We start from the raw sequence: 13,609 nt of genomic DNA on the forward strand, positions 1-13,609 counted from the left end.
TGACGATGAACGCCGCGTTCTGCGGGGTGAGCAGGTGGTCGTTCGCGGGATCGCGAATCGGTTCGCTTGCCATGGTTGCCTCCAGAGACAGGACAGGAAGTGAGAGAAATCCCGAGGGTCCAGGATGGGCGGCCGCGGCGTCGGGATCGTCGTCGCGGCGGGGCGCCCGTGCTGTCGCACACGTCCGATGCGGTGCGCGCGGCGGGCGAATGCTCCAAGCTTAGTCAATCGATTCGGCACGCGAGGCACCCGTCAGGGAAAATCTACGCTCGCGTTCGCGCAATCGATCCACAACGAAGAAAGATGCTATTCGCGCAACAACCGAGCTTCCAGTCCCTTAGACTGCCGTCAGTGTTCTATGGGTGGAACAATCATGGATGACCTGAACGACCTCTACTATTTCGTGAAGGTGGTCGAGCACGGCGGCTTCACGCAGGCGGGGCGGGCGCTGGATGTCCCGAAGTCGACGCTGAGCCGGCGCATCGCCGCGCTGGAAGCGCACTACGACGTGCGGCTGCTGCAGCGGACGACGCGTCATTTCACGGTCACGGAAACCGGCCGCGAATTCTACGAACGCTGCCTCGCGGTGCTGGTCGAGGCCGACGCGGCGCGCGAGGTGATCGAGCGCCGGCACGCGGAGCCGCGCGGGATCGTCCGCGTGAGCTGCCCGACCGCGCTGCTCGAATATCGCGTGAGCGAGCTCGTCGCGCGCTTCATGGCGATCCATCCGGCGGTACACGTGCATCTCGAGGCGACGAACCGCCGGGTCGACCTGCTGAGCGAAGGCTTCGACCTGGCGCTGCGCGTGCGTTTCCCACCGCTGGAGGACAGCGACCTCGTGATGCGGATTCTCGGCGACAGCCCGCAGCGGCTGGTGGCCGCGCCGCAGTGGCTGGCCGGACGCACGGTGCCGGTCGACCCGGCCGAGCTGGCCGGCGAGCCGAGCCTAGACTGGGGGCCGCCGCGGCAGCACGTGTGGCAGCTGGTCGGGCCGAACGGCGAGCAGGCGCAGCTGCGCCATCATCCGCGCTACATCTCCGACGACATGCACGCGTTGCGCGACGCGGCGATTCATGGCGTCGGCATCGTCCAGTTGCCGTGCATGGTCATCGAGGACGACCTGCGCGACGGCACGCTGATCGACGTGCTGCCGGGGTGGGCGCCGAAGGGCGGCGTGATTCACGCGGTGTTCCCGTCCCGGCGCGGGCTCCTGCCGCGCGTGCGGCTGCTGATCGACTTCCTCGCCGAACACATCCGCAAGGACTGACGGCGGTGGGGCGCCGTCATCGGACGGCGCCTTTCGATCACGCCTTCCGCGCCGTCAGTGATGCTTGCGGATCTGCACCTGCACCTTTCCGTCGCGGATCGGCATCACATCGGGGCTGTCGTCGCCGACTTCGCTCGCGATCAGGTCGTTCAGCCGGCCGTTCATCGCGAGCAGCAGCTCGCCTTGCTGCTTGCGGTCCCGCGCGAGATTGTGCATTTCGGCCGGATCGTTCGCGACGTCGAACAGCTCGACGTCGTTGCGCGCGAACAGGTCCTCCAGCGTCGTCGGCCGGTTGAACTCGAGCGGTGAGAAATAGCGCGTGAACCGATAACGGCCGTCGTACACGCTGCGGATCGTGCCGCGCAGCCGGAAGTCGGGCTGCTGCGCGAGCGCGCGACGCAGCAGCGCGTCCTCGGGCACGCCTTTTTGCCGCAGCGCGGTCAGCTCCTTGAGCATCCATTCGCTGTCGTAGTAGAGCAGCATCGCGTAGTTGAACAGCGTGGCGTCGCGTGCCGCGTGCAGCTTCGCGTCGGCCGGCTTCGCGAGCCAGCGCGTGAGGTCGTGGCCCTTGAGCGCGTCGCCGCGGATCGACGCGGCGCGCGCGGTGTCGATGCCGGTCAGCCCGAGCAGCGTCGGCGCGATATCGATGTGCGACGTCAGCGCATCGCACTGCGTGCCGCCCGGATACGCGGGATGGCGGATCACGAGCGGCACGTGGTTCTGCGGCTGATACGCGGTCGCGCCCTTGCCGACGAGCTGGTGGGCGCCGACGTGATCGCCGTGGTCGGCCGTCATCACGACGATCGTGCGCTCTTCGAGGCCGAGCGACTGCAACGACTGCAGCAGGCGCACGACGTGCGTGTCGCAGTCGCGGATGCAATTGAAGTAGTTATCCTGGTAAATGCGCAGGCGTTCGTCGGTGAACGGATAGCGGCCGACGAGGTTCGCATGCGCGGCATTGAACATCCCGTGCGCGGCCGGTCGTCCGGGCGCGTCGTACGGCTGCCGGCGCGACGCCGCGAGCGGCACGTCGCGCCACGACGTGCGATACAGCGCGTCGTCGGGCGGTGGCGCGTTGCCGAGCATCGGATGGTTCGCGTCCTGCACGGCCGAGCCGTTCGTGTCGGTGTTCACGAACATCACGTCGTGCGGATTGACGAGGTTCACCGCGAGGAACCACGGCTTGCCTTCCTTCTCGAGCCGCGGCGCATGGTTGCGCATCCAGCTCACCGCGGCCTCGGTCGTGATGCCATCGTATTGATAGCCGCCGCGCACCATCCCGATCAGATCGCCGACGCCGAAGTAGTCGTCGAAGCCGTACGCGCGGATCGTGCGGTTGTAGTCGGCCACCGGCGCGGTGTACGGGCTCGTGGTTTCGTGCATCGTCGCGCTCAGGTGCCACTTGCCGAGATACGCGGCGTAGTAGCCGGCGTCGCGCAGCATGTGGCCGACGGTGCGCACGTCCGGCGACATGTCCTTCTGCCAGGGCATGCCCGCGTTGTCGAGCACGCCGGTGTGCTGGATGTGCTGTCCGGTGTAGACGGTGGAGCGCGACGGCGAGCACACGCACGCGGCGATCTGGTGGCGCGTGAACGTGATGCCGTCGCGGCGCAGCGCTTCGCGGCCCGGCGCGGGAAACGGCCAGCGGTCGAAGTGGCGCTCCTGGTCGGTCAGGATGAACAGGATGTTGTAGCCGGCGGGCGGCGCGGCGGGTGCCGTCGCCGCGCCGTGAAACGCCGGCGCGGGCCCGGCGTCGCCGCTTGCCGCGGCTGCCGGGGCGGCCGGCACCGCGTTGGCCGTGCGAGCGTCCGCGCCGAAACCGGCCGCCGCGACCGCCGCGCCGGCGAGCTTGAGGAACTGGCGCCGGGCCGCGGGTGCGCCGGCGGTGGGGTCCTGATCGTCTTTCACGTCGTCGTCTCCTGTTCGTGCCGGCGCGCGCCGGGGGTTTTCATGCCGACGACTATGCGGCACGATCGCGTATCGATCGATGAAAGATCGCGATCGATCGATAACCCCCGGAACATGAATGACGGAGATGTCAGTGACTTTCGCGACCCGCGGCCCGGGCGGCCGCCTTGCGCCGGACCCGCTCGCGCCGCCCGGCGCGCCGGCCCACGACCCGCGCATCGCGCAGGCGCTGCGCCGGCTGCGGCTGCGCGACCTCGAGACGCTCGACGCGCTCGCCCGCACGCGCAGCTTCGCGCGCACGGCCGAGGCCGCGTCGATCACGCAGCCGGCGCTGTCGAAGTGGCTGCGCGAACTCGAGGCGTCGCTCGGCCTGCTGCTGTTCGAGCGCACGTCGCGCCGCGTCGCGCCGACCGCGTACGGCGATGCGCTGCTCGAATGCATCGGCCGCGTGCTGACCGACTTGCGCGGCGTCGCGCCCGCGTTCGACGCGTTGCGCACCGGCGCCGGCCGCCCGGTGTCGATCGGCCTGCTGCCGAACATGGCGCCGCAACTGATTCCGGGCGTGCTCGCCTGGCTGCGCGACGCGGGGCGCGCGGTGCAGCTCAACGTTCGCGAGGACACGCTCGACCGGATGCTCGCGCAGGCGCAGCGCCACGAACTCGACCTGCTGGTGTGCCGGCTCGACGTGTCGGCGCTGCGCGCAGGGCTCGAGATCGCGCCGCTCTATCGCGACGACATGATCGTCGTGTGCGGGCCGCGCCATCCGCTGCTGCGGCGCCCGCGAGTCGGCTGGCGCGACGCGGCGGCGTTTCCGTGGATCGCGCCGCCGCTCGGCTCGCCGGCGCGCACGGCGCTCGATGCCGAGTTCGCGAAGGCGGGCCTCGCGCCGCCGGTCGTGATGATGGAATCGGTGTCATGGCAGACCAACCGCGCGGTCGCCGAACAGACGCCGTGCCTGTTCGTGCAGTCGGCCCGCGCGTTCGGCATGGCGGCGGCCGCCGGCGAGCGTGTCGGCCGCTTGCCGCTGAAGCTGTCGACGATGCCCGACACGGTCGGCGCGCTGTTCGCGGCGCCGGCGGGCGCGTCGGTGGCGGCCGCGATCGACGCGCTGAAGGCGGTCACGCGCGAGCCGCCGGGCGGGCACGCGTGAGGCGCCGCGCGCGCCAACCGTCTGATGAATCGGGCGCCGCCACGCGCGTCGCCGCGCATGCGGGGCGCGACCGCGCGTAAGCCCTGATGCACGCGGATGCGCGGGGCCGCGCGGATTGGTGTTAAATGTATTTTGGTACGCGTCGCGACGCGCGCTCTTGGGGACGCACCGGGCTCTCGTAAACCCGGAGCGATGAAAAAACGGCACGAAGAATCGCTACGAATCGGGCGCACCAGACCCGGTCGAACTGACGGCAGGATTCATCTTGAATACCGAACCGCAAAGTTCTCGCTACAGTCTCGGCCTCGCAGCGGAAGTGCTCGCATCCGAGCAAAGCGTGCTGAGGCTGATCACACGCAATACACCACTGCCGGAACTGCTCGTCGAGGTCTGCCGGCGCGCCGAGGCGCTGCTCGGCGACGGCGCGTCGTGCACGATCCTGCTGCTCGACGCGGACGGCGTGCACGTGCACGTCGGTGCCGCGCCGTCGCTGCCCGTGCAGTACAGCGCGGCGATCGACGGCGCATCGATCGGGCCCGCCGCGGGCTCGTGCGGCACGGCGATGTACGAGCGCCGGATGATCGCCGTCGAAGACATCGAAACCGATCCGCTGTGGGCCGCCTACCGTTCGTTCGCGTTGCCGCACGGCCTGCGCGCGTGCTGGTCGGTGCCGTTCCTGGACGATACGGGCACCGTGCTCGGCGCATTCGCCGTCTATCACCGTACGCCGCGGCGGCCCACCGACACCGAAACCGACCTGCTGCGCGATATCGGCAACAGCGTCGGCCTCGCGGTGCACCAGGACTGGATCGCGCGGCAGCTCGCGCGCAGCGAGGAACATCACCGCCTGGTCGTCAACAGCCTGAACGAAGGGATTCTCGTGGTGTCGCGCGACGGCATGGTGATCGCGAGCAATCCGAGCGCGAACCGGATGATGCGTGCGAAGGGCGACCTCGTCGGCCGCCGGCTGTCGACGGTGATCCTGTACAAGCTGCGCGAGGACGGCACACCGCTCGCGCCCGACGACTGGCCGAGCCGGCTCGCGTTCACCACGGCCATGCCGCAGCTCGACTACTCGGTCGGCTTCGGGCTCGCCGACGGCGACGTCATCTGGGTGCGCGGCAACGCGGTGCCGATCGTGAAACCGGGCGAGACGCAGCCCGAATCGGTGCTCGTGTCGTTTCACGACATCGGCCCCGTGCGCGAAGCGCAGCAGCAACTGCGCTACCTGGCGACGCGCGACGCGCTGACGGGCCTCTACAACCGGCGCTGGCTCTCCGAACGGATGCGCGAGCTGTTCGGCGCGCGCGAGGCGGCGGCCGGGCCTGCGCATGTCGCGATCCTGTTCCTCGATCTCGTCGGCTTCAAGAAGGTCAACGACACGGCCGGCCACGAGGCCGGCGACGCGCTCTTGCGCAGCGTCGCGGCGCGCCTCGCGGCCTGCGCGGGCGGGCGCCACGCGCTCACGCGCGTCGGCGGCGACGAGTTCGTGATCCTCGTCGACCACTGCGACGATCCCGACGAGCTGGCCGTGCTCGCGCGCGAGGTGATCGACACGATCGCGCAGCCGTTCGAGATCGCGAACAACGAATACTGGCTCGGCGTGTCGATCGGCATCAGCGTCGCGCCGCGCGACGGCGACGATTCGGTCACGCTGATGCGCAACGCCGACTCCGCGATGTACGACGCGAAGCAGCGCGGCCGCAACCACTTCACGTTCTTCACCGCGCAGCTGAACCAGCGCCTGCAGCGCCGCTTCGCGATCGAGCAGTCGCTGCGGCGCGCGTTCTCGTCGGACATGCTGCGGCTCGCGTACCAGCCGGTCGTCGACGCGCGCAGCGGCCGCACGGTCGGCGCCGAAGCGTTGCTGCGCTGGACGAGCCCCGAACTCGGGCCGATGTCGCCGGCGGAATTCATTCCGGTCGCGGAAGATACCGGGCTGATCGTCGCGATCGGCCAGTGGGTGCTCGAAACGGCCTGCCGGCAGGCCGCCGAATGGCGCCGCACGATCGCGCCCGACCTGACGCTCGCGGTCAACCTGTCGCCGCGGCAGTTCCACGAGGGGCTCGTCGAGTCGGTCTACCACTGCCTCGCGCAGACGCAGCTCGATCCGGGGGCGCTCGAACTGGAGATTACCGAAGGACTGCTGATGAACGACACGGACACCGTGCTGCCGATGCTCGAAGCGCTCACGGACATGAACGTGCGGATCTCGGTCGACGATTTCGGCACCGGCTACTCGTCGCTCGCCTACCTGAAGCGTTTCCCGCTGCACAACCTGAAGGTCGACCGTTCGTTCGTATCGGGCGTGCCCGATCATCGCGACTCGGTCGCGATCACGCAGGCCGTCGTCGCGATGGCGCATTCCCTCGGGATGAAGGTCACCGCGGAAGGCGTCGAGACCCAGGCGCAGTCGTGGTTCCTGCAGCAGATCGGCTGCGACATGCAGCAGGGCTACCTGTTCGGCCGGCCGCTCGATCCGACCGATTACGCGCGCCGGCTCGTCACCGTGTAGGCATTCAGGCGAAACCGCCGCCGGCCGGCGGAACCGGGGGCGCCGGCGGCGCGTCGATCTCGACGCGATTCTTGCCGTCGTGCTTCGCGCGATACAGCGCGCGATCGGCCGCCTCGATCAGAGCGGTGGTCGGCAGGCCGGGGGCCGGCACGATGCTCGCGCCGCCGATGCTGATCGTCACGTAGCGGCCCGTCGACGCGTGCACATGCTCGAGCCGCAGCGACTCGACCGCGAGGCGGATCTTCTCGCCGAGCAGCCGCGCGGCGCCCGGCGACGTGGCCGGCATCACGACCGCGAACTCCTCGCCACCGAAACGCGCGGCGAGATCGCCGGACTGCCCGAGACAGCGTTCGATGGTCGTCGCGACCTGCTTGAGCACGCTGTCGCCCGACACGTGGCCGTACGTGTCGTTGTACAGCTTGAAGTTGTCGACGTCGATCATCAGCAGCGACAGCTCGCTGCGCTCGCGCGTGCCGCGCCGCCATTCGGCGGCCAGGTATTCGTCGAGATAGCGGCGGTTCGACAGCCCGGTCAAGCCGTCCGAGTGCGTGAGGCGCCGCAGTTCGAGATTGGCCTCGAGCAGTTGCTGCTGCGATTGCCGCAGCGCGCGGTAGGCCTCGTCGCGCTGCAGCAGGTTCATGTACGAGCGCGAGTGATAGCGGATCCGCGCGACCAGTTCGATGCGGTCGGGCAGTTTCACGAGATAGTCGTTCGCGCCGGCCGCGAACGCGGCGCTCTTGATCACCGGCTCTTCCTGCGTCGACAGCACGATGATCGGCACGTCACGCGTCGCCGGATTCGCGCGGTATGCCTTCACGAGGCTCAGCCCGTCGATGCCGGGCATCACGAGATCCTGCAGGATCACGGTCGGCCGCGTCTCGATCGCGGTCGCCAGCGCGTCGTCCGAGCGCGGGCAGTAGTGGAAGTCGATGCCGTCCTCGTCGACGAGCGCGCGCCGGATGGCTTCCGCGACGATCGTCTGGTCGTCGACGAGCAGGACCATCGCGGGGGTGTCGGCGTGCGGCGTGGGCGGCACGTGCAAGGCGTCGAACGCCGCCTGCAGGCTGCCGGGCGGGCGGGTGAGGTCGCTGGTCATGATTGATGCAGGGTCGCGCCATGGCTGCGACGGGTGGGACAGGGTTTCATTGGGTTCAGATTCGCGCGAGTGCCGCCAGCTCGCCCGCGATGCGCTCGAGCGGCAGGATCGCGCGGGCCGCGCCGAGCGTCGCGGCCGCCTTCGGCATGCCGTAGACGGCGCTGGTCGCCTCGTCCTGCGCGATCGTGTGATAGCCCTTCATCCGCAGGGCCTTCAGGCCGATCGCGCCGTCGCGTCCCATGCCGGTCAGCAGCACGCCGATCACGCGGCCCGGCCAGTGCTCGGTCAGGCTGTTGAAGAACACGTCGACCGACGGCCGGTACGGCGTGGCGGCCGGTTCGCGCGTGTATTCGAGCGTGCCGGTGCGCGTGATGCGCAGGTGATCGTCGGTCGCCGCGAGCAGCGCGACGCCCGGCTGCGGGCGGTCACCTTCGTGCGCGACGCGCACGGTCAGCGGCGTCTGGCCGTCGAGCCATTGCGCCATGCCTTCGGCGAACGCGCGATCGACGTGCTGGACGATCACGATCGGCGCGCTGAAGTCGGCCGGCAGGCTGCCGAGGATCGACGCGAGCGCGCCGGGGCCGCCGGCGGACGCGCCGATCGCGATCAGCGGGCCGCCGCCCGTGCGCGAGGCCGTGCCGGCCGCGCGGACACCGCCGGGCGCGTCGAGCAGGCGGCCGATCTGGTCTATCTTGGCGAGCAGCAGCCGCGCGGTGTCGCCGGCCGCGTCCTCGCCGAGGCGAGGCGTATCGACCGCGTCGAGCGCGCCGGCACCCATCGCTTCGAACACGCGCCATGCGTTCGCGCCGATGCAGCTCGTCACGATCAGGATCGCGCACGGGCGGGCGGAACGCATGATGCGCCGCGTCGCCTCGATCCCGTCGCACTTCGGCATGACCAGGTCCATCAGCACGACGTCGGGCGGTTGCGCGGCGCACAGTTCGACGGCTTGCGCGCCGTCGGTCGCGACCCACAGCACGCGATGCTCGGGCCGGCGCGCGAGCGCGCGGCGCATCGCCTCGACGGCAAGCGGGAGGTCGTTGACGATGCCGATATTCACAAGCGGGATGCTCCGGTCGGTTCGTAGTGTTGGGTATGGGCCGGGTTCATGAAAGGCAGTGCCGGTTCGGCGCCGCCGAACGGCATCGGCGGGCGCGCGGCACGGGATTCTTTTCGATTGGCGACGTCCGCATGCTGTCATGCGGCGCGAGCGGCGGCAATCGAAAAAATTGCGCATTGCGTCGTTTCAGACCCTTTTCTCTATTCCGGGGCGACATTTTTTGCCGCCCGCGAAGGCGGACGGCGATCTGCGGGACGATGCGGCAGTGCGGAAACCCGTTGCCGGCGCGTTCGTTTCGGCGGGAAACGGGCGGGCGCATGCGCGGGCATCGGCGAGCCGGCCGCGCAGGCCGGCGCACCGCGCCCGGGGCGCGTTCAGTCGATCAATGGCTGCGCGCGTACCCCTGGATCAGCGCGCGCATCATCCCTTCGACGGTTGCGTCGAGCAGGTCGGCCTCCTGCTCCGATTCCTCGACGAGCGCGGCATAGGCGGTCGCGAGCGTCACGCGGTCGACTTCGTGGCGTTGTTCCATCAGCGTCACCATCCCGTCCTTCGCCAGATGAGCGGAGAACGCGCGGCTGCCGATGGTCTGGAATACGTCAATCATGGCGGCTCTCCCGAACGTTGCCGATGCCTTCCAGTTTAGTCGGCGCACCGGCGCTCCGCCATGCGCGGCGGGCGCGCGGGCCGCCCGCGGTTCGCGCGGCGCAAGCGTGCATGCCGCGCGCGCCGCCGTTGCCGCCCGCTGCCGACCGCTCGGGCCGCACACGGTCGAAACGCCGCTGACACACTTCTGGCACACGGCTGACATACGGCAGGCACAAGGCCGGCGCACGGTAGTACCGGTTTCAACGTTTGGCCGAAGCCTTAAATTGTCGACTTTTTATCGATAAAATCTGGTGTTGGATTTTGCGGCCTGAACCCGGTCGAAACCGGGCGGACAGCACGTCGTCACGGCGCCGCGCATCCAACACAAGGAGGAGCAATGCTGGTGCTGATTGGCGTGCCGATCGTCGTGATCGGTTTCGCGCTGCGCTTCAACGCGCTGCTGGTGGCGACGATCGCGGGCCTGGCGATGGGGCTGGCGGGCGGGATGCGATTCTCGGCGCGATCGGGATGCTGAGCGGCTTCTGCGGTACGCTGATGACGCCGATGGCCGCGAACTTCAACATCGTGCCGGCCGCGCGGCTCGAACTGAAGGACAAGAACGGCGTGATCGAGGCGCAGTGGCCGACCGCCGTGCTGCTGCTGGCCGTCAACACGCTGCTGATGTACGCGTTCGTATTCCGCTTCTGACGAGATGCCCATGACCGACCGACTGACCCCCGAACTCGCCTCGAAATTCGCGTCGCTCGCGCTCGCGCACCTGACCCGCGAATATCCGAACAGGCTCACCCATTCGCTCGAAGGCCCGCACGACGTGCAGGGGCCGCGCGCATTGCACCCGATCTTCTACGGCAGCTACGACTGGCATTCGTGCGTGCACGGCTACTGGCTCGTGCTGCGCGTGCTCGAACGCTATCCGGCGTTGGCGGAAGCCGAGCGGATCATCGCCGTCGTCGACGCGCATTTCACCGACGCGAACGTCGCCGGCGAACGCGCGTATCTCGCGCTGCCGCACAACAGCGGCTTCGAGCGGCCGTACGGATGGGCGTGGCTGCTGGCGCTGTCCGCGCAGCTGGAGCGGCTCGCGCTGAAGGGCGTGGTGCCGCAGGCCGCCCGCTGGGCGAAGACGATCGCGCCGCTCGCCGACCTGTTCGTCGCGCGCTTCGAGACCTTCCTGCCGAAGGCGACCTATCCGCTACGGGTCGGCACGCACTTCAACACCGCGTTCGCACTGGCGCTCGCACTCGACTTCGCGCGCGCGACGCAGCGCGACGGGCTCGCGGCGCTGATCGTCGATACCGCGAGACGCTGGCACCTGAACGATGTCGCGTGCCAGGCGTGGGAGCCGTCGGGCGACGAGTTCCTGTCGCCCGCGCTGATGGAGGCGGAGCTGATGCGGCGCGTGCTGCCGGCGGCCGAATTCGACGGCTGGTTCGCGCGTTTCCTGCCGGATCTCGCGCGCGGCGAGCCCGCGACGCTGTTCGTGCCGGCGACGGTCAGCGACCGCAGCGACGGCAAGATCGCGCATCTGGACGGCTTGAACCTGAGCCGCGCGTGGTGCCAGCGCGCGCTGGCCGGCGCGCTTCCGGAAGGCGATGCGCGACGCGCGAGGCTGCTCGATGCGGCCGACCGGCATCTCGCGAGCGCGCTCGCGCACGTGGCCGGCGATTACATGGGCGAGCACTGGCTCGCGACGTTCGCGCTGCTGGCGATCGAAGGCTCCGTGTACTGAATCTGTCAGGTTTTCGTGGGGGCCGATGGCTTTGCATCCGGCGCAATACCACTTTCCACCGGCCGACCGGCTCGACCCGGCGGCAGACTCGATACACTGCCGTACCGGTTGCACGGGCCCCGGCATTCAGGCCCCGACGAAGGAGACAAGACAGATGGACACCCAACGCGCAGCGGTCGTGACGTACCGCGGCAAGGCGATCGAGAACAAACACGTCGCCGACGTGGCGGTGGTGGATGCCGGCGGCAAGCTGCTGTTCCGGCTCGGCGATCCGTACCGGATGACGCTCGCGCGCTCGGCGGCGAAGCCGGCCCAGGCGCTGTCCGTGATCGAGACGGGCGCGCCCGAGCGGTTCGGTTTCGACGACGCGGACATCGCGTTGATGTGCGCGTCGCACAGCAGCGAGGAGCGGCACATCGCGCGCACGCGGGCGATGCTGGAGAAGGTCGACGCGCAGGAGTCGGATCTGCGGTGCGGCGGGCATGCGCCGCTGTCGGACGCGGTGTACCGGTCGTGGATCAAGCGCGACTACACGCCGACCGGCGTCTGCAGCAACTGTTCGGGCAAGCATGTCGGGATGCTGGCCGGCGCGCGGGCGATCGGCGCCGCGATCGCCGACTACCATCTGCCGGAGCATCCGATGCAGGTGCGCGTGAAGCAGGTGGTCGCCAACGCGTGCGGCCTGCGCGACGACGAGGTCGACTGGGCGATCGACGGCTGCAACCTGCCGACGCCGGCGTTCCCGCTCGATCGCCTCGCGCGTCTTTACGCATCGCTGGCCGACGGCGCGGATACGGTGGCAGCCGGCGGCGCCGCGGCGACCGGTCGCGTGCGCGCGCTGGCGCGCATTCATCATGCGATGACGGCCCATCCGGAGCTGGTCGCCGGGGAAGGGCGCTACTGCACGGTGCTGATGGATGCGTTCGACGGGCAGGTCGTCGGCAAGCTCGGTGCGGATGCGTGCTACGGGATCGGCGTACGCGCATCGGCGCGCACGCGGGCGCTCGGCGCCGACGGCGCGCTCGGCCTCTCGGTGAAGATCGAGGACGGCAACATCGACGTGCTGTACATGATGGTCAGCGAACTGCTCGAGCGACTGCAGATCGGCACGGACGCGCAGCGCGCGCGGCTCGCCGCGTTCCACCGGCCGCGGATGCTGAACACGCAGGGTGTCGAGATCGGGCACGCGACGTTCCCGTTCGAATTGCAGCCGGCCTGACGGGCGTCGGCGCACCGATGCCGAGGGCCGCGGTGCGCAGCGGCGCCGCGTTGCCGGCCGGCGCGACGGCAGCCGCTACGCGCCCGCGTCGCGAATCTTCGCCAGCTCGACTTCCGACAGCTCGCCGATGTGCGCGAGATGCTCCATGAGGAAGTCCTTCAGCACGCGCAGCTTCGCCGAGCTGCGCCGGTTCGACAGATACGCGATGTAGATGTAGTCGCCCGTCAGCTTGTTCTGCAGCCGGTAGCGCGGCAGCACGGCTTCGAGCCGACCGCTCGCGAGCAGGTCGCGCACCAGCCAGATCTCGAATTCGGCGATGCCGAGCCCCGCGCAGGTCGCATCCAGCAGCAGTTCCGAATGATCGGTGACGAGGTTGCCGGCCGGCAGCACGCTGTGCCGCGCGTCGCCGCGCACGAGCTCCCAGCGCGGATCGCCTTCCGGGTGCACGTAGCGCAGGCAGTTGTGATGCCGCAGGTCGTCCGGCGTCGCGGGGCGCCCGCAGCGGTCGAGATAGCCGGGCGTCGCGCACAGGATGCTGTCGTTGCGCGACAGCCGGTGGACGACCAGGTTGTCCAGGTAGTTCTCGCCCTCGTGAATGTCGAGGTCGAAGCCGCCGGCGACGAGGTCGTTGTGGTTGTCGGTGAGCCGCACGTCGAGCTGGATCGTCGGGTAGCGTGCGAGAAACGGCGCGATCAGCGGCGCGAGGTGGCGGCGGCCGAACCCGACCGGCGCGGTGAGCTTCAGCGGGCCGCTCGGCTGCGAATTGAGCTCGGCGACGACGCGCAGCGTGTCGTCGAGATCGGCGATCAGCGTGACCGCGCGTTCCAGGTAGATGTGGCCGGCCTCGGTCAGCGTCACGCTGTGCGTCGAGCGATGCAGCAGCGCGACGCCGAGCGCGTCCTCGATCGCCGTGATCTTGCGCGCGACGGTGGACGTCGACACGTGCATCTCCTTCGCGACCGCGGAAAAACTCCCCATTTCGACGACCCGCACGAACGCGCGCATCGCGCCGAGGTGATCGATGCCGGTGTCTCTTGCCATTGTTTTCATTCGTCT

The 13,609-nt window shown here is 69.5% G+C and carries 10 protein-coding genes and 3 pseudogenes; 7 read left to right on the forward strand and 6 right to left on the reverse strand.

The window, feature by feature from the left end:
- Positions 1-73 (reverse strand): annotated as a pseudogene (locus DIE04_RS25985) (hydrolase); the annotation flags it as partial.
- Between the two features lie 300 nt (positions 74-373).
- Here DIE04_RS25985 and DIE04_RS25990 point away from each other — a divergent pair.
- On the forward strand, positions 374-1,267 hold the full coding sequence (locus DIE04_RS25990; protein ID WP_124523821.1) for a LysR substrate-binding domain-containing protein: 894 nt from the start codon (positions 374-376) through the stop codon (positions 1,265-1,267).
- Between the two features lie 54 nt (positions 1,268-1,321).
- On the opposite strand, the gene DIE04_RS25995 is transcribed toward DIE04_RS25990, so the two are convergent.
- A complete protein-coding gene (locus DIE04_RS25995; RefSeq protein WP_124523819.1) occupies positions 1,322-3,175 on the reverse strand; it encodes a sulfatase-like hydrolase/transferase in 1,854 nt (617 codons plus the stop codon).
- 127 nt (positions 3,176-3,302) lie between these two features.
- On the opposite strand from DIE04_RS25995, the gene DIE04_RS26000 reads away from it, so the two are divergent.
- Both DIE04_RS26000 and DIE04_RS26005 read left to right on the forward strand, forming a co-directional pair.
- The gene (locus DIE04_RS26000; protein ID WP_260426300.1) at positions 3,303-4,325 is read left to right on the forward strand and encodes a LysR family transcriptional regulator; all 1,023 of its coding nucleotides are present in this window, start codon (positions 3,303-3,305) and stop codon (positions 4,323-4,325) included.
- A 265-nt stretch (positions 4,326-4,590) separates the two neighbouring features.
- Complete coding sequence (locus DIE04_RS26005) at positions 4,591-6,840, forward strand: bifunctional diguanylate cyclase/phosphodiesterase (RefSeq protein ID WP_124522980.1); 2,250 nt, start codon at positions 4,591-4,593, stop codon at positions 6,838-6,840.
- A 4-nt stretch (positions 6,841-6,844) separates the two neighbouring features.
- Here DIE04_RS26005 and DIE04_RS26010 read toward each other — a convergent pair whose 3' ends face one another.
- The 3 genes from DIE04_RS26010 to DIE04_RS26020 all read right to left on the reverse strand — a co-directional run bounded on the left by DIE04_RS26010 (position 6,845) and on the right by DIE04_RS26020 (position 9,603).
- Positions 6,845-7,936, reverse strand: coding sequence for a diguanylate cyclase domain-containing protein (locus tag DIE04_RS26010; RefSeq protein WP_124488875.1), 1,092 nt, complete (start codon positions 7,934-7,936; stop codon positions 6,845-6,847).
- Between the two features lie 55 nt (positions 7,937-7,991).
- A complete protein-coding gene (locus DIE04_RS26015; protein WP_044843909.1) occupies positions 7,992-8,996 on the reverse strand; it encodes a chemotaxis response regulator protein-glutamate methylesterase in 1,005 nt (334 codons plus the stop codon).
- Positions 8,997-9,378: 382 nt separating this feature from the next.
- Entirely contained in the window at positions 9,379-9,603 is a 225-nt protein-coding gene (locus DIE04_RS26020) for a hypothetical protein (protein WP_039357299.1), read from the reverse strand.
- A gap of 378 nt (positions 9,604-9,981) precedes the next feature.
- Between DIE04_RS26020 and DIE04_RS26025 the strand changes: the two are divergent.
- From DIE04_RS26025 to DIE04_RS26040, 4 genes and pseudogenes are all read left to right on the forward strand, one after another.
- Positions 9,982-10,098, forward strand: a pseudogene (locus DIE04_RS26025) (5-oxoproline transporter, DUF969 family subunit); the annotation flags it as partial.
- Positions 10,083-10,292: pseudogene (locus DIE04_RS26030) on the forward strand (5-oxoproline transporter, DUF979 family subunit); the annotation flags it as partial. The pseudogenes DIE04_RS26025 and DIE04_RS26030, both read left to right, overlap by 16 nt.
- Positions 10,293-10,302: 10 nt before the next feature.
- Positions 10,303-11,334, forward strand: a complete 1,032-nt coding sequence (locus DIE04_RS26035) for a DUF2891 domain-containing protein (protein ID WP_124523815.1) — start codon at positions 10,303-10,305, stop codon at positions 11,332-11,334.
- 154 nt (positions 11,335-11,488) lie between these two features.
- The gene (locus DIE04_RS26040) at positions 11,489-12,553 is read left to right on the forward strand and encodes an asparaginase (protein WP_124488872.1); all 1,065 of its coding nucleotides are present in this window, start codon (positions 11,489-11,491) and stop codon (positions 12,551-12,553) included.
- A 75-nt stretch (positions 12,554-12,628) separates the two neighbouring features.
- Here DIE04_RS26040 and DIE04_RS26045 read toward each other — a convergent pair whose 3' ends face one another.
- Entirely contained in the window at positions 12,629-13,603 is a 975-nt protein-coding gene (locus tag DIE04_RS26045) for a LysR family transcriptional regulator (RefSeq protein WP_044843913.1), read from the reverse strand.
- Positions 13,604-13,609 lie beyond the last annotated feature (6 nt).

Origin of the sequence: Burkholderia sp. Bp8994, assembly GCF_003853805.1 — a bacterium.
In the GTDB taxonomy this organism is placed as follows: domain Bacteria; phylum Pseudomonadota; class Gammaproteobacteria; order Burkholderiales; family Burkholderiaceae; genus Burkholderia.